Origin of the sequence: Leptospira ainazelensis (genome assembly GCF_016918785.1) — a bacterium.
GTDB classification, from domain to species: Bacteria; Spirochaetota; Leptospiria; order Leptospirales; family Leptospiraceae; genus Leptospira; species Leptospira ainazelensis.
Map to the genome: position 1 here is coordinate 165,433 of NZ_JAFFPT010000072.1, position 17,449 is coordinate 182,881.

Below are 17,449 nucleotides of genomic sequence, written 5' to 3' on the forward strand. Positions count from 1 at the left end.
ATAAAAACGTGGAAATCCGATCCAGACTTTCCGGGAACATTCTCAAACTCAAACTGAAGGGAAAACTCGACGTTTCGAGCGCGGAGGATTTTTATTCTTATCTAAAATCGAAATGGGAAGAAGGAATCCGGAAATTTTTATTTTCCTGCGAAGAACTCGAATATATCGAAGCCGAAGGAATCAGCGTTCTTGCTCGTTTCGAGAATTTTTTAAAAAACAGGGGAGCTTCCTCCGCCTATTGCGCGTTTAACGAAGAATGCAAAACGTTACTCAGCTTTCTGGGTTTTGGTAAGACGATTTCCTTTTTCGAAGATCCTTCCCGTGCGGAAGAATATCTTTCCCTGATCAAAATCCAAGATCAGAGAACTTCAAAAAAAGAATCTTCTCCGATTTCCCGGATCAAAAGAAACGAAACGATTCAGTTTTATTCTTCGGCCTCTCCCGGGTCTTCCCGTTCCGGTTTTGGCGGTTCTCATTCCGTCTATATTCCCGAAATTCAGACCGTTCCCGAATTGGAGGTTTCTTCTTCCGAGATTCCGGAGACCGAGCCGAAAGAAGTTTTGACTTCGGGTTCGACGAAACAAGATCCGTCTCAAGCGGTGGCGCATTCTTCTTCTAAACCTTCTCCGATCCTTTCCAAGACGGAAGAATCGAACGTTGTTTCGGAGTCCTTATCTTCGCCTTATTCCGCGAAATCGGCTTTGGATAAAGCCATTGAAACCGAGAAACGTTTTCCAAAACGGATCATCTATTGCGGAGCTTGTAGCAGCAGGATTCGGGTTTCCAAGCCGGGAAGATACCAATGTCCGGCCTGTCAGATTCAGTTTGACCTAAATGCCATGGGCGGAGTTCGATACCTAGAAAAACTTCTAGGAAATCTTTAGTTGTCCAACGCCGCCTCGCGAAGTATCGCGCTTTCGTTTTATACGTTTTTATCCAGAATCCTCGGTCTTGTGAGAGATCATTTTATGGCCGTTTCTTTCGGAACCGGTATGGTCGCCTCCGCGTTTTCGGTCGCTTATCGTTTGCCCAACATGTTTCGGAATCTTTTGGCGGAAGGAACCCTTTCCCAATCTTTTATGCCGCTTTACGCCGAGTCCGGAAAAATCAGCGAAGAAGAAGCCAAGTTTATGAGCGGCGCCGTTCTTTCGTTTTTATTCTTTATTCTTTCGCTTCTTGTAGGAGTGATGTTTTTTTTCTCGCCTATTTTTCTTCCGTTTCTCGTGGGAGGAACTCCAGAATATTCTAATTTAGTAATAGAGCTGACCTATATCCTCTTTTTTCTGATCGTCACAGCCAGTCTTTCCGCGATCTTTATGGCGATTTCGAATTCCAAAAACCGTTTTTTTGTTCCTTCCCTTTCTCCGATCATTTTGAACCTGAGTTATCTTTTTGTATTTATCGGTTTGTTTCCTTTTATCAACGATCTTCACGACCGAGTGATTGTTCTTTGTTCGGCGATCGTTACGGGTGGGCTTTTGCAGTTTCTCGTTCAGGCCTGGTTTGTCTGGAAAAAAGGGGATATGCCGAAGATCAACTGGAACTGGAAACATCCCGCGATCCGAAAGATTTTTCGTTTGATGCTGCCCGCGGCCCTCGGAGGAGGTTTTTATCAACTGAGTCTTCTCGTGGATATCTTTCTCGCCAATTGGGTTCAGAACCACAACCCGGGTTTGGGTGCGGTCGTGAGTTTGGATTACGCGCAGAGACTCGTTCAACTTCCTACTGGGATCATAGGAGTCGCTTTGGCGACGACAATTCTTCCCGCGCTTCTTCAATCCTTGAAAAACGAACAGTGGTCCGAGGTGGGAACGGAATTGTCGGCGGCGCTTGAGTTTGCGATCTTTCTTACGGTTCCTGCGGCGATCGGAATGTCTCTTTTATCCGGATCCATTTTGGATTCCATTTACTTCGGCGGGAAGTGGGATCATCTCGCGACCCACACGGCCGTGTTGCCATTGATTTTTTATTCGATCGCGATTCCTTTTTTTAGCATCAATAAGATTTTAATTTCTTCCTATTATGCGTTCCAAGACACAAAAACCCCTTTGAAGATTCAGTCCGCATCCTTTACGATCAATATCGTATTGAATCTTTCTCTTGTCTGGTTTTTAAAACACTCGGCGATCGCACTCGCATCGGCGATATCGGCATCGATCACCTTTATTTTATTGGGATCCCTTCTCAAAAAACACAGGGTCGAATTTCCTTGGCTTTCACTTTTGAAAAAAATTTCCAAGATGGTCGTGCCGTTTTTTCTTTTGGGAACTTATCTGATCTTTCACAATTTATTCTTATATTCTTCCATTCTAAACTATTTGGAAGAAGGGGGAGTGAGTTACGCGCAGGCTTCCAGGATCAATCTTTGTATCGTAATTATTCCTGCTATGGCGCTTTTTTTTATTTCGAGTCTCGTTTTTAGAGTGGAAGGGATATACCTCTTGGTGGGAAGGTTTCGTAAAAAACACAGGATCGCCTAACAAAGTTGGAATGAAGTTTACGATTCACGTAAAACCGAACTCAAAAAAAGTCTTTCTTAGAAAAGAGGAGGACGGTTCCATAACGATTGCGGTTCGTGAACCGGCTTTGGAAGGAAAAGCAAATCAAGCCGTCATCGAAGCGCTTTCGGAAGAATGGAAAGTTCCGAAAAAAAAGATTCGAATTCTCTCGGGTGAAAAAGGCAAACGAAAGACGGTAGAAATTGATCTGTAAAACGTCGATCCGACTCAATACAATGAGAAATTATTTACGGCACGTCCAAAATCTCTATTATACTCTATCAGAAAGATCAATCTGCAAGAACCCGTTCCAGTTTTGGTACAGGTTTGTATTTCTTCTATTCCTATTTTTAGCCCCGTCCTTTCTTTGGTCCCAAACGGAAGATCCTTTCGACGAACTGGTCCGCGAGAAAAAGGAGATTTTCGGAAGTGAAAAGGAAGAAAAATATCCGTTGCGCGCCGGATTTGTGGATTGGGAGCGCTGGGAAGGACACAGTTCGATTCACTTTTTCTGGTTTGTTCGATATACTGATTACCCGAAATTTAAACAATTTAGAATATTCCCTTTTTATAATTCTCTGGAAGCGAAAGCGGGTAACGCCTCTAAAAGTTATCTTTTTCCGTTTTATAGTTATCGGAGCGTAAATCTGGAAGGGGTCGAAGAGAACACTTTTTTTTCTCCGCTTTACTACCGGCATAGGGTCGAACCGTCCGGAGGAGGTTCCGGGTATCGAGAGTCCACGAGATTTTTTTGGGTAGGATTTAACTCAAGTTCATCGGGACCGGGGTTTGAAAAAAGTTTTTCGATGTTTCCCGGTTTTTTTCCCTTGATCGCGAGGGAGAATGAATTGATCAACGGAGTCAGATCGACTTCGACGGTGATTCTTCCCTTGCTCTTTTTCAACAAGGAGTCTTCGGAAGAATCCAAAACGACTCTGACCCTGTTTCAGTGGGGGCACGATTTGGAAAAAAGATTTTTCCGATTTTTACCTTTGATTTATTATTCGACCCAAAAAGTAAGAGAGGACTATTCGTTTACTTTTTTTCCCTTTTATCATCAATCCAGATCGAATCGCGAATCCAAGAAGTTCTCGATCTATTCTCCGATTTGGTTTCAAGACGAGGAAAAAACGAGCGACTCATATTTTGAATATTCTTTTAGTCCGATCGGTTGGTACAAATCAAAGTCGATTTCTCTACGTTCGGAAACTACGAAGTTTTTATTTCTTCCTTTGGCTTTGTACTTACAGGAAGACGGCGAAAATTACAAAATCAGAAACTTTCTTATCTTTCAGTGGGGAAAGGATAAGGACTGGAGTTATTTTCGGGTTTTGCCCTTGGTCTATTGGTCCGGAAGTAAAAATCAACCCGATTCCAGTTTCACCGTTTTTCCGATCGTCTTTTACAAAGAAAATTCTCATTTCAGCATATTTCCCTTGTATCACCACAACTACAACGGAGAAGAGTTTACACAGTTTATTTTTCCTCTGCTCTATTATCGCAAGGACGCAAAGGAATATTCCGAAAATTTTTTGATCAATACGTATTGGAAGACTGACAAAGAGGGATTGTCCGCACTTACGGTCTTTCCGTTTTACTTTTCCTGGATGGATCGCGACAAGTCCGTAAGCCGGGCCGGACCTCTTTTTTATCAGTATCGATCCGAAGAAGTCTATCACGATTACTATTTGAATACGTATTTCAAACGAGAACGGGGAAAAGGTTTGACCGAGTTGATCAGCGCTCCTTTTCTTTTTTACAAAAAGAATTCTTATCTTACCGTTTTACCTTTGTATCATCACAGCTATGACGGAGATAATTTTACGCAGCTCTCACTTTTACCCGTTCCGATATATCGACATACTCGCGGAAAAGAATCGGAGACATTGGTTTTAAATACTTATTGGAGTAAGGATACAAAGGGAGAATACCTTTCGTCCTTTGTCTTTCCGTTTTACTTTCATAAAAAGAATTCTTATCTTGCGATGCCATTACTTCTTTTTTTCCAGAACGGATCCCAAACTGAAAAAATAACCATTGCCCCTTTTTATTATAAATACTATTCCGCGACCGAAGACGAATTGTTTATACTCGGCTACCACGAATACGGTTCGAAAGATTCTTCCTTTCAAAGGTTTTATCCGTTCTATTATTCTTCGGAATCGAAAACCGGGGATTCCTTTTTGGGTCTAGCGGGTTTGTATTATCGCTGGAAGGATCCTACGGGTGAGACGACTACAAGAACCATTCTTCCGTTACACTACTATCAAAAAAATGAATATAATCTCTGGTTGCCTTTTTATGCTCGATTCGGCGGGGAAGATCGGGATTACGTTTCCTTGAGTCCGATTCACTTTCGACTTCGTTCTCCGAACGTGGATCGAGACTGGATTTTGCTCTATTATTCTTCCGAAAACAGAGAGGAAAAAACAAGTTCGAATTTTGTCGCACCGTTTTATTGGCAATGGAAGAATCCGGATTCGAGAGGAGATATTTTTCTTCCCGCCTATCTCAAATACTACGAGAAGAATAAAAATCTGGAACTCTACTTTGGCGGCGTTTCGATCTCCCAAACTGGAGGTAAGTTTGACGCTTCTTTGAAATCTGGCGAATCGGGAAAAGAATTCTACGTCGATTTGGATTACGCGTTTATTTATAATCTTTTTAGCGTTTCCCTGCGTAAGGAACTTTCCAATCCTCTTACGTTTTTTGGCGATGAAAAAAAAGAGGAACCGGTTCCGGTTTCTCCGCAGGTGAAGAATCAAAAAGGTCGCGATACAAAAAAGGAAGTTCGAATCGCGGTCGTGGGGGAAGAGAAAGAACCGAATTCGCCGAAAGAAACTTCGAACTTTGTTTCTTATAAAAAATTAGCGAGAGAAAATTCAAGAAATTATTTCGGTTGGGAAGCGTTATTCGGAATCGCGAGCTATCAATCCGGAGACGATAAAAAACACTTTCGAATTCTTCCGCTCGGTTGGTTTACTTGGGGAAAAAACAATGAAGACAAAATTTTCGCGTTTCCGCTTCCTTTGCCGACTTTTTGGGGAACCATCGGGGACGAATCCTATCGGGTTGTGTTTCCTCTTTACGCCGAACAAAAAAAAGGGGCGGACTTTGTCCGTTCTTTCGGAATTTTTCTTTTTGTTACGGAACAGGATAAGGATCGAAAGGAATATTCAGTTCTCTGGCCTCTGATCCGTTATTCAAAGTCGAAAGAGGAAGTCGCTTATCGTTTTTTTCCGTTCTTTGCTCATAAGGAATCGGCCTCCTCTTTGGAAACAAAAAGTATCTTCTTTTACCGTTCGAAGGAAAAGACGGGAACTTATGAACATTCTTCCTTTCACGGGATTTTATTTCCTTTCTATCAGGCTTCCGAAGATTACAACCATTCGAACGGGAACAACAACGGCTCCGGTTACAGTTTGTTCTTTCCGTTCTATTTTAGAAACTACGAAGATCGTTCGGTCTCCGGAAATCCCGTTTTGACCGAGAGAAATCTTTATACTCCTCTTTTTCTATATTCTTCCAGCGAAGACGTCTCCTTAAAAAGAAAAAGTTCCTCTTTTTTAAGCCCTTTATATTACAGCCGATCAAACGAAGAAATCGTATTCGATAAACCGAATGTTTCCGAACTGAACTTTTTGCTTCCGGTTCCTTTTGTTTTGTGGGGGAGGGAGAATGACGAAAGATATCGTTTTGTTTTGGGTCATTACAGTTCTTCCTCGTTAGACGCTTCTTCCTGGAATTTTCTTCTCCTCACGGGGGCATCGAAGCTGAAACAAGGAGAGAAAGAAGAAGTCTCCTCTTTTTATGTCTTTCCTTTTTATTTCGGCAAAAGAATCAACGAAGGCGAGGATTGGAAGTTTAAGTCGGATACAGTACCTTTCTTTTATTCCGCGAAACGGACTCCGGATTCTTACGACGCGACGTTCGCGTTGATCTTTCATTATAGAAAGAATTCTCTGACTCAAGAGGAAAGGCTTCTTCTTCCTCCGTTTATTTATTACGAAAAGGAAAGAACCCCTTTCGGGCAGATCGATTCCACCGTGTATTCGCTTTTGTATGTTCACAAGAGTTTGAAGCAGGGAAGTTCAAAACTCATAGATTCTAACGATAATACCTTCTATACGATCTTTCCGATCCCTCTTTTTTATACCTATGAAAATGTGAAGGAAAACGGAACCAGGACCGAGACAAACGGTTGGACTTGGATGTTTTTGGCGAACGTAGAACAGAAAAATTTTCCGATTCTTAAAAAGCAAACTTTCGAATTTAAGATGTTTCTCGGTCTTTTAGGAGGTTATTCTTCGGAAGTCGAACCGAACAAAAGCAAACGTTCTTGGAATGTCTCCTTATTCTTTTTTCGAAAGACGGAACAGGAAAACGGAAATCAAATCTATTCTTCCAGTATGATTCCGATTCTTTATTCGAACGAAGTGACTCCGACTTCCTCCGAAACGAATTTTTTGCTTATCGCCGGAAGTAGAACCGATCAAAAAAACGGGCTCAAACGTTTTATGTTTCTTCCTTTTTGGTATCAAAAAGAAGAGGTCACTCGAAAGGGTTACGTGGATTACACAACTTTTACTCCCGTTTTCTTTCAGACAAAATCCGTTCAGGAAGGTAATGGCTCAAATCTTTACGTGAATCGATTTTATCCGATTCTTCCTTTGCCCTTGCTCCATACGTTTGAGGAACGTATTCGCGAGGACAAAGTAAAAAAGGACGTTTGGGGTTTTGACTGGTTGTTTTTAGCGAACTATAAAAACACACAGTATCTTCATAACGGATCCGAATCCGTTTCTTTTAAAGCGGCGCTTGCACTTTTCGGATATGAGAAAAATGGAATGGAGGAAGAACACGAAACGAGCTCGTATCTGTTTCCTCTTTTCTTTTACAAAAGTTCCGATCACAAGGACTACGATTATTACCGTTGGATCGTTCCGATCGTAAGTTATCGGAGTTTTAACGAAAGACAGGGAAAAATCCGTTCCCACACAAATCTGTTCGGAATTCTTCTGAATTACAAACGCGACGACGAGGTCGGAAGCAAAAGTTTGTATCTATTTCCCTCGTTTTATTATTCCAGCGAAAGAAACGGAGGTGAAAAAACGTTTCTTTTGTTTCCTCTTGTTTACACTTCCTTTAACGAAGGAAATGAATATTCATTTTTCTTAATGGGATACTATCAGGGAAGAAACACTACGAGCAATCGTTATAATTTTCTTTATCTTGTGGACATTGAATCCTCGTTGTCGGAACAAAGAAGAGAGTTGTCCTTGTTTTTAGGCGCATTTCATTCCGAATTTAAAAAAGATAGAACCCGCTGGTCCGTACTCGGCGGGATTTTAGCGGGATACGAGTCGACTCCTCAGCTGACGGATTGGAACTTTCTTTGGATTCATTATCTCAATTCTCCCCAGGAAAGAATTCAGAACTTTCTTCCGATCTATCGATACAGCGAAACCGAAGAAGGTTATTCCTTTTTACTTCCGCCGGCTCTTACCTATCATTCGAAAGATAGGGACGGCTCTCTCACGTTAGGCGGCTTTGGACTCGTTTATTACAACAACCGTTCCGAAATTTACAAAGAGGAATCGACAAAGGTTTTGGGAGGACTTTTTTACTTTTCCGAAACGAAAGCGGAACGGGGTTTTAGAAATCGGGGAATCTTCGGTTTTCCGGCGATCGGGGGCCTTATCTGGAATCATGAATACGAGACCCAGACCGGATATGAGAAAACTTCCTTTTTTAAATTTATTTATAGCAGAACTAGGACGGCGAAGGGAGTGACCTACAGCCGAGTTCTCGGAGTAGATTGGGTTCGAGTATTTGGGGGAGGAAGTAGTCCGGAAAAAACGGATTAGACCGCCGGGAAAGGGGCATGACCTTACCCACAAAGTGAACTGAACCTTTAAATGAATTTGTCGTAACTACGACAATCCTCCGTGAAACGAAATCCCCGCCCAAATTTCGGGTGGAGGGGCGGGATGGTGGAAAACTCGGACGACTTTGCTCTATCAGAAAATCATTATTTTGCAAGTAAAAAATCTCAATTGTAGGAACTCCTACAAAAATTAAAATTGGGATCCCCTGATTCGAATTCGCTTTCTTAACTTGTGGGTAAGGTTATGGGAAACAGGAATCCGCTATTCAAACTCCGTTTTGTTTCCAATTGATTCCGATGATCGAGATATCGTCCTGTTTTGCGACTCCGGATAAGAATTTTTCCTGTTCGCTTAACAAAGAGTCGATTCCTTCTCGAAGCGGTTTGGAATCCATAGAGTGAATGATTTTTTCGACTCTGTCTTCGCCGAATTCCTCTTTCTCACTGTTCCACTGTTCAACAAGTCCGTCCGTAAAAAGTACAAGTTTGGAATCCGGTCTGATTTTGATTTCGTTTGACGTGTATTCCGTTTTAGAGATGGCTCCGACGATTCGTCCCGTTTTTTCCAGTTTTACGATTTTGTCCCCGAAAATCAGATATTGAGGAATATGACCTGCGGACGCGTAACGAACGTTTCCGGAATTCGTATCGATATCGAGCACGATACAAGTGAAGAATTGATTCAAATTTTTGAATGTATTTAGAAATTCGTTGTTTAGGTGATACAAAATTTCAGTGACGCTGTAAATTCCCCGTTTGAGGGATTCGTAGATGGCTTTAATCGCCATAGTGATTAGGGCGGCTTGTATTCCGTGACCGGTCGCGTCCGCAAGGAAAAATCGGGTCAGTCCGGGACGTAGTTCCATGATGTCGAAAAAATCCCCTCCGACTTCGCTCAGTGGCAGATAACGTATGATAATCTCAAGTTCCCCGATGGTTCTATCTTTTTGAGAGATGATTCCCGACTGGATTTTTTTTGCCGTCGAAAGATCGTTTTGAATCAGATTGAGGTTCTCTTCGAGTTGTTTTGTGAGCATCTCCTTTTCTTTGATGTTCATCCGGATTCTTCCCAAAACGGAGTTGTATCGTTCGGCGATCTGACCGACTTCAGTGAAAGGTTCGATGGAAAGATCCTTGCTGAGATCACCCGTTCTTTTTTGATACTCCATCTCGAGAAAAAGATCTATGAGTTCGGTAGTGGCCCTGTGTTCGGTATAGTTCAGACCTTTTTGTTCGTTCAGTTCGGAAACTCGAAACTTAAAAAAACGATTGGTCAAACCGAGGATGAGATAACTCAATCCGAAGGCAAGAGCGCAACAAGTTAGAATTCCGATACCTTGCACTTGGATCTGTTCCCACCGTGTGAGGCCGGTTCCCAAAACTTCCAGATTTCCAAACAAACCGACAGCGATCGTTCCCCAAACCCCTGCGGCGAGATGTACGGGGATGGCTCCGACCGCGTCGTCGATTTGCAGTCTATCCAAAAGAGTTCTCGTTTCATACATGATGATACCCGCGACAAAACCGATAAAGACCGAATCTATGGAATTGACCGCGTGACAGGATGCGGTGATCGCGACAAGACCGGCTAACGCTCCGTTTAGGGGAAGAGTCGCCTCCGCATACTGAAGCCGGATCCATCCATAGATAAGGGAAGCCGCCATACCGCTCGCGGCGGCGAACATCGTGTTGACGATGATCTTGGGTACGGAGGCAGTGAACGCTAACGTGCTTCCTCCGTTAAAGCCGATCCATCCGAGCCAAAGAATCAGAGTTCCAAGCATCGCAAGAGGAAGGTTGTGTCCCGTGATATAACGAACCGATCCGTCGGCTCCGTATCTTCCGGAACGATTGCCTAGGAGGAGCATCGCCGCGAGTCCCACCCAACCCCCGACGCTGTGAACGACCGTCGAACCGGCGAAATCGACAAAACCCATTTTACCGAGCCAACCCGTTGCGGTTTCCCAGTTGAGTAGATCCTTTCCCCAAACCCAATGACCGAAGATCGGATAAATAATTGCCGAGATAACAATCGTGACTACTATATAAGCGCCGAATTTCATACGTTCGGCGACGGCTCCCGAAACGATTGTCGCCGCCGTACCGCAAAACATGAGTTGAAACAAAAAGAAGACCGCTATTTCAGGATGCGCCGTTGAAAATTCGGGAAAGAAAGAATCGGATCCGATAAAACCTAAGGAACTCGTTCCAAACATAAGACCGAATCCTACGGAGTAGAAGATGAGAGTCGCGATTCCGAAATCGGTGATGTTTTTGATGGCGACATTGATCGAGTTTTTAGTCCGCGTAAGTCCGGATTCAAGACAAAGAAAACCCGCCTGCATAAAAAAAACAAGTCCGGATGAAAGGATGATCCAAAGTATGTCGAAATTTGTCTTAGGCATCTGCGTCTTTTGTCTTTCAGACGAATAAAGTTTGCAAGAATCATTTTATGATTTTCGTTTTTACTAATAATTCTTAACTTTTTAAAGTTTGTAAGAACGTTATGCTATGCTTATAAATGAGGCATTCTGATTTTTATAGAATCAGAAACGTCAGTTTTAGGGCTGTTATTCCTACGGCCCTAAAAGGCTCGGTGGATTGAAGAGCCTGCCGGTTTTCGGAGAGATAAACGGACGAAAGTTTCAAATTTGAGAAAAGAATATTCATAAATTGTGAAATAGAAAATTAAACTGTCGATTTTTCAGTTTTTGTTTTTTGCAAAACTGAGATTATTTTTATTCGGAAATACTCGTTTTTAATAAAAGCAATTGCAGAACCGGAATAAAGGGGCGATTCTTAGGCGATTTAAGGCCAACGTAAAAAAAGAAAAAAGCGGGAGATACAATGAAGATCGGAATCCTAAAAGAAATCAAAATCGCGGAAAATCGGGTGAGTATGATCCCTGCGGGTGTTGAAATTCTAAAACACCATGGACATACGGTTTTTGTGGAGAAAGACGCGGGTTTGAACAGCGGATTTCCCGATTCGGAATATGTAGAACACGGGGCTGAGATTCTTTCCGATCGAACCGATATATTCGAAAAATCGGATATGCTCCTTCACGTAAAAGAACCTCAGCCTTCCGAATATTCCCTCCTAAGAGAGAATCAAATTTTATTTACCTATTTACATTTAGCAGCTTCCAAAGAACTGACTCTCGCGCTTATGAAAACGAATTCGATCTTTGTTGCTTATGAAACGATTCAGAAACAAGACGGCTCTCTACCGCTTTTGATTCCAATGAGCGAGATCGCGGGAAGAATGGCGGCACAGGAAGGAGCTAAATATTTGGAGATGATCCACGGAGGGAGCGGGGTTCTTTTGGGTGGAGTTCCCGGCGTAGAACCGGGAGTTGTACTTGTGATCGGAGGAGGGATCGTGGGCGCCAACGCAGCCAAGATCGCGGCCGGCCTGGGGGCGCGGGTTTATATTTTGGATACGAGCGCGGATAGACTTCGATATCTTTCCGAGATCATGCCGAGCAATTGTATTCCTCTTGCTTCTAGTCCTTCCAAAATCCGAGAGCTTTTAAGAATTGCGGACGTAGTCATCGGTTCCGTTTTGTATCCCGGCGCAAAAGCGCCGAGACTTGTCACCCGAGAACATCTTAAAACGATGAAGAAGGGATCAGTTTTGATCGACGTCGCAATCGATCAAGGAGGATGTTTTGAAACTTCGGTTCCGACCACTCACGAAGATCCGATTTATCTCGTGGACGGAATCATCCATTATTCCGTCGCGAATATGCCGGGGGCCGTTCCAAAAACTTCGACCCTCGCTCTTACAAGTGCGACACTTCCTTATGTATTAGAAATTGCGAATTTAGGATGGAAGCAGGCCGCGATCGACTCCGAAGCGATTCGAAAGGGGCTTAATATTGTTTTGGGTAGAATCACCTATCGGGCGGTTTCGGAAGCGTTCGGAATGGAATATACCGAAGTCGATTCCATACTTGGATCTTAGTCTTGATTCTCTCCTAATGTGGAACCCGTCATCGGAAGAAGGCCGAAATCGGTTGCTTTTTTGACCAACTCGGCTCGATTGTGAACATTCAATTTTTTGTATATATTCTTAACGTGGTGTTGGATCGTATATTTGCTTACTCTTAAAAATTCCGCGACACGATTGATCGTTTTTCCCGTCACCATGTGATCTAAAATTTCCTTTTCCTTTTTGGTCAACTTGACTCCGTCGGCCGCTTTTTTGAGTTTAAAACTGTTTAGAACGCGGAACGCGATCGTGGGAGTGATGATGGCCCCGCCGCGTAACACGGTATCGATGACTTCTATAATATCTTTTAACTCGGATTTTAGAATGTAACCGATCGCTCCGTATCGAAGGGAATTGTAGATGAGTTCGTCGGAGTTCATGTTACTCAGCATAATTTTGTTGATACCGGGATCTCTTTCGGAAAGTTTTGCCGCGAGATCGACCCCTGTCATTCCAGGAAGAAGAATGTCTAAGAAGATGATGTCTAACGTTCTTCCTTTGGGATCCTTCCAATAGGTTTCCGCCGATTCCCAGTGAAGGATTTCATCCACATGGGGGACGGATTCTAACACTTTTAGAATTTGGTCTTTATAATTTTCGTCGTTTTCTACGATTCCGATTTTGATATTCTTAGCTTCCATGTTCTTCCTTAATTCTACGTTTGAAATCAGATCGTTAAAAAACGATTCGCGCTGATTCGGAGTCCGATCGAATATATGTTTTGTAAAAGCGCCATTTCCATTTTACCCTCGAGTTTGGCGATTCTTTCGATCAGGTTTTCGGTCCCGCGACCGGATCGATTGTTGGCGAGTTTGTAGCCTGATGCCGAACTCATATTCATAAGGATCTCCTTATCCTTGAGTGAAAAATTCCAATTAGAGATTCCTTTTCCGTATTTGAGATCGTTATTCGTCACTTCGTTTATAATTCCAAAAAACTCCATCAAACTCGCTTCGTCCTTATGCGAATCGAAAACCGCCAGGAGTTCGTCTTCGCATTGAAAATCGATTTCTCTACCTGCGTCGGAATAACGTCTGAGAAGAACGAGGTTTACACCCGTGATAAAATTTTCGGAAACAAGATTGAGATCCTCTATCTTCAGCATCTGTTCGCGTAACATTCCGATGGATTGATTTACGGTTCCGTGAATTTTCTCAAAAAGATGCCGATCCGGTTCGATCGATCCGCTTAGAAGTTCTTCGGAAAGAAATTTCAAATCGATCAACTTGGCTCCGAGGTGGTCGTGAAGATCGATATTAATCTTTTGTCTTACCTGCTGGATTGCTTCCCGTTTTTCGTTTTCCTGTTCGATTCGATCCTTGTGTGCCTGGACCAATTGGAGAAGATTGTTTACACGATTCATCAGCTGTTCAAAGTCGAAGGGTTTTACTAAATAGTCGTTCGCGCCGGCGTTTAAGGCAGCAATGAGATCGCTGTCCCTGTTTTTCGCCGAAACCATAAGGATCGGCAATTCGATCGGACTCCATCTTGCGCGGATTTTTCTCGCGACTTCCAACCCCGAAAGTCGCGGCATCATCACGTCCAAGATCACCGCTTGAAAATCGGAATCTTGATTCAAAAGTTCTAATGCGTCTATTCCGCTCTGAACCACGTGGCATTCCATATTTCGGAGAGATAGATAGTTCTGAATCACTTCCAAGTTTACCGGTTCGTCGTCTACTACTAGAATTCTGATCTTATCGTTTTGATCCTTTTTTTTCCATGGAGATTCTTCGGTTAAAGCCGCCTCCGGTTGTAAAGGCAGATTAGGGTTCTGATTTATTTCCTTTTTTTGAGAAAGGGGAGCGTCCTTACAAATCGGAATCGTAAAGTAAAATCGGGAACCTTTGTCGATCGTGGATTCCACCTCCAATTCCCCTCCGTGTAAGGCGACAAGGGCTCGGCTGATCGTAAGTCCTAAACCGGTCCCTCCGGCGTTACCTACGTCCCCGGATTGAACTCTTTCAAAAAATTCGAATATTCGTTTTTGTTGATTTTCCGGAATTCCGATTCCGGTGTCGCTTACGCTGATTTGGGCCGTATTGTCGTCGAGCTGTACTGCGCTTATGGTGATCGTTCCCGATTCCGTAAACTTGATCGCGTTTCCGATCAAGTTCTGTAGAATTTGCTGGAGTCGATTTTCATCCGCAAAAAGCGGAGGAAAATCCGGTTCTATTTCGTTTAACAAAAGTATCTTGGAAACATCCACGTTGACACGATTTAAGTCCAAAGTGAAGTCGGCGGCTTGTTTACCGTCCACGGGGATTTTTCTGAGATTAAGATCGCTGTGTTTGAGTTTGGAAAAATCCTGTATGTCGTTTACCAAACTGGAAAGTCTTTCTCCGCTGGAGACGATCATTCCGAGTTGTCTTTCCACAAAGACGGAAAGTTCGCCGCCTGCACCTCTTTTTAAGGAATCCGCGATTCCTATGATACCTTGGAGGGGAGTTCTAAGTTCGTGTGATGTGGTCGCTAAAAATTCGTCTTTGAGTTTGTCCAAGGATATCAATCGATCGTTGGACGTTTGTAGATCGGCGCTCAGTTTTTGAGAAAGATAATAAGAAATCGCGAACTGTTTGGAAATGATAAATGCTTGTGCGATAAAAAAGATCGAGATCCCGTAAGAGATAAAATAGGAAGTGTTGATGACCATATTCGCATAAAGAAGATCATTGATGATGATGAGAAAGAGTAGAATACAAATTAAAAAACCGATCCACGCCCCGACACGTTTGTTTCTAATCGCTCGGATCAACACATAGACCATGTAAACGCATTCTATAAACACGAAAAAACTAAAGAAGGGTAAGGTTTTGGAATAAAACGCCAAATCCGTAACGAGGACGATTCCCGATAAAAAGGAAAAGACCGCGACAAAGGTGTAAGCCGCTTTTTTATGAAACTCGTTTGGAAACATGGATCGTAAAAAAAGAGCTAAGATAAAGCCGCCGATATAAACGGATAACAATTCCAATCGATAGCTGAGAGTAAAATCAAAGTTTGGAAGAAGTTTAAATAAAAGACGTTCTCCGGTTAATACGATCCTTACGATCGCAACAAGTCCGATTAGAGTGAAATAAAAATGTGAAAGTTCTCGGCGTAAAAGGGAAAAAAGACTGAAGTGATAGAGGACTCCGATAAAAAGCCCACCCGTAATAAAAAGGTCCAACCAGATCGTTCTTTCTCGAAGCGTGGATAACTCTTCGTGTTTTCCGATCAAGACCTTTGCCCAAACCCCGCCTTTAGAATGCGCAAAGTTGGAAACCTCGATGACGATTTCGTTTTTTTTACCCAAGTTGATCGGAGCGCTGACTGCGGGACGATATAAAGGATGGCTCTTCTCTGCGGTAACTCCCACGGTTCCGCTGGAAAGCACTTTAACTCCGTTCACATAAAGATTGTAAGCCGTTGCGGCCTCGAGCATCTTAATCGCAATATCGGTTTGCGGGTTTTCTAAAAGGATACACATCCGGTATGTCGCATAACCGAAGCCGGAATAATTTTTTCCATCCTTGGAGTAGCTTGTCCAAGAATCCGGAACGTTGACTAATTCGGGCGGTTGTATTTTTTTCCCGTCTTTAGAGTCTTCTGAATCTTTGATTTCCGAATAGAGTCGATTCCAATAAAATTCCCATTCTCCGTCCAAACTCAGACGACCCTTGGAGCCGAAATTCCAATCCGATTTTAGATCCAAAACTCCTTTGGATACTTTCGGCGGTTTATTCGTAAATAGAATTCTATCGCAGGATACAAAGAATACAAAGAATAGAATCAAAGATCGAAGTAATTGGCGCATTCTATTCCTGATAGGAAACATACGGAATGTCTTAAAGAAAGAATCGAATTCAGGAAACCATTTTCTTGGTTTCGCTCGTAATTCCGAATCCGAAAGGCTTCATTCTCTCGAGTTCGTTTTAGCATAATAAACCGAATTACAATTTTGGAAAGTGTATCCGATCTCAAAAACCACACGTTTGAGGGATAAGAGAGCTAAGACGGTTTCAAAAGTAGGCAAAAAGAAGGGAGAATTTTCGGTTATAAAAGAAGCGGTGCGACTTCGGATCGGAAGAATTGAGATCGTAAAAAGGTTTTTTCACTTCCTTCCGGATTGCAATTCTAAGGGATCCATGTTCCACTGGAAACAGGATGCCAAAAGTAGATCCGCCCGTTCTCCATCTTTCCGACGTCATCGAAGAAAAGATAGAACCGCTTTTTTACGCGGGACGTTTGGAAGATTTACCTCCCAGCTTTCGGGAGTATGATAGCTCGCATCGACATACATACTTCGCGCTTTTCTTTTTTTTGGAAGGGAGCGGATTTCATACGATCGACTTTCAAGAATATACGATCGATGCCGACTCGCTTTTCTTTTTAAAACCGGGCCAGGTGCATTCTTGGAAATTTACGAAACCGGTAAGAGGGTTTGCATTTAAGGTTTCTCCCGAGTTTTTCGCGGATCAAGGGGAGAATGTTTCCTTACTTCGAGAATATCCCTTTTTTCAATTTGCACAAAGTTCTCCAAAAATTAGAATTAACGATTCATTACGATTGAGGTCGGATTTTGAAAGACTCATCGAAGAAAAAGATTCACGTTCGGAGAAAAAAATGCTTTTGATTCTTTCGCAAGTGATTCTTCTCCAAACCAAAAAGGAATACGATTCTCAACAGGCCGATGAGATTCTTCCCGATTCCACGATCATACTTTTTCAAAAACTTTTAGAAGAGAATTTCTTAAAGGAAAGAAATACTTCCTATTATTCCGGAAAGATCGGAATCGCTTCTAACACATTGAATCGAATCTGTCACGAAGAACTGGGTAAGTCCGCGAAGTCTGTGATCCACGAACGGATTTTACTCGAGATCAAACGTCTTCTCTTACATTCGAATTTGAATATTACACAAATCTCATGGGAATTGGGTTTTGCGGATAACTCATATTTCAGCCGGTATTTCAAATTGCAAACCGGGATTTCTCCGGAAAAATTTAGAGACTCAGGACGAAAAACACAATAGAATATCGAATCCGTCCATTTACATTTTCGTTTTCATTTTTTATAGTTTCCGTATCTTA

The 17,449-nt window shown here is 42.6% G+C and carries 9 protein-coding genes; 6 read left to right on the forward strand and 3 right to left on the reverse strand.

Features of this window, described 5'->3' with window-relative positions; translation table 11 throughout:
- Positions 1-8 precede the first annotated feature (8 nt).
- The 4 genes from JWG44_RS17515 to JWG44_RS17530 are packed head-to-tail and all read left to right on the forward strand — an operon-like array spanning position 9 to position 8,365.
- Positions 9-884, forward strand: coding sequence for an STAS domain-containing protein (locus tag JWG44_RS17515; protein WP_205276285.1), 876 nt, complete (start codon positions 9-11; stop codon positions 882-884).
- On the forward strand, positions 885-2,480 hold the full coding sequence (murJ, locus tag JWG44_RS17520; protein ID WP_205276286.1) for a murein biosynthesis integral membrane protein MurJ: 1,596 nt from the start codon (positions 885-887) through the stop codon (positions 2,478-2,480).
- Between the two features lie 10 nt (positions 2,481-2,490).
- Positions 2,491-2,712: a DUF167 domain-containing protein gene (locus JWG44_RS17525; RefSeq protein ID WP_205276287.1), complete on the forward strand. Its 222-nt coding sequence runs from the start codon at positions 2,491-2,493 to the stop codon at positions 2,710-2,712.
- Between the two features lie 22 nt (positions 2,713-2,734).
- Positions 2,735-8,365 (forward strand): LA_1737 family protein, encoded by a 5,631-nt coding sequence (locus JWG44_RS17530; protein ID WP_205276288.1) that lies wholly within the window; start codon positions 2,735-2,737, stop codon positions 8,363-8,365.
- 286 nt (positions 8,366-8,651) lie between these two features.
- Here the strand turns inward: JWG44_RS17530 and amt are convergent, their stop codons facing one another.
- A complete protein-coding gene (gene amt / locus JWG44_RS17535) occupies positions 8,652-10,790 on the reverse strand; it encodes an ammonium transporter (RefSeq protein WP_205276289.1) in 2,139 nt (712 codons plus the stop codon).
- Between the two features lie 442 nt (positions 10,791-11,232).
- On the opposite strand from amt, the gene ald reads away from it, so the two are divergent.
- Positions 11,233-12,351, forward strand: coding sequence for an alanine dehydrogenase (gene ald / locus JWG44_RS17540; RefSeq protein ID WP_205276290.1), 1,119 nt, complete (start codon positions 11,233-11,235; stop codon positions 12,349-12,351).
- Here the strand turns inward: ald and JWG44_RS17545 are convergent.
- Positions 12,348-13,019 carry a LuxR C-terminal-related transcriptional regulator gene (locus JWG44_RS17545; RefSeq protein ID WP_205276291.1) on the reverse strand — a complete coding sequence of 224 codons (672 nt, stop codon included), beginning with the start codon at positions 13,017-13,019 and terminating at the stop codon, positions 12,348-12,350. The genes ald and JWG44_RS17545 overlap by 4 nt on opposite strands.
- Positions 13,020-13,045: 26 nt before the next feature.
- Entirely contained in the window at positions 13,046-16,174 is a 3,129-nt protein-coding gene (locus JWG44_RS17550) for an ATP-binding protein (RefSeq protein WP_232371710.1), read from the reverse strand.
- A 350-nt stretch (positions 16,175-16,524) separates the two neighbouring features.
- Between JWG44_RS17550 and JWG44_RS17555 the strand changes: the two genes are divergently transcribed.
- Positions 16,525-17,391: a helix-turn-helix domain-containing protein gene (locus tag JWG44_RS17555; RefSeq protein ID WP_205276292.1), complete on the forward strand. Its 867-nt coding sequence runs from the start codon at positions 16,525-16,527 to the stop codon at positions 17,389-17,391.
- The last annotated feature ends 58 nt before the right edge of the window (positions 17,392-17,449 follow it).

What these genes read in the sequence shown, in the direction of transcription:
- JWG44_RS17525 (WP_205276287.1), top strand. Translation starts at nt 2,491, where the DNA reads ATGAAGTTTACGATTCACGTAAAACCGAACTCAAAAAAAGTCTTTCTT.
- JWG44_RS17545 (WP_205276291.1), bottom strand. Translation starts at nt 13,019, where the DNA reads ATGGAAGCTAAGAATATCAAAATCGGAATCGTAGAAAACGACGAAAAT.
- JWG44_RS17530 (WP_205276288.1), top strand. Translation starts at nt 2,735, where the DNA reads ATGAGAAATTATTTACGGCACGTCCAAAATCTCTATTATACTCTATCA.
- ald (WP_205276290.1), top strand. Translation starts at nt 11,233, where the DNA reads ATGAAGATCGGAATCCTAAAAGAAATCAAAATCGCGGAAAATCGGGTG.
- amt (WP_205276289.1), bottom strand. Translation starts at nt 10,790, where the DNA reads ATGCCTAAGACAAATTTCGACATACTTTGGATCATCCTTTCATCCGGA.
- JWG44_RS17550 (WP_232371710.1), bottom strand. Translation starts at nt 16,174, where the DNA reads ATGCGCCAATTACTTCGATCTTTGATTCTATTCTTTGTATTCTTTGTA.
- JWG44_RS17555 (WP_205276292.1), top strand. Translation starts at nt 16,525, where the DNA reads ATGCCAAAAGTAGATCCGCCCGTTCTCCATCTTTCCGACGTCATCGAA.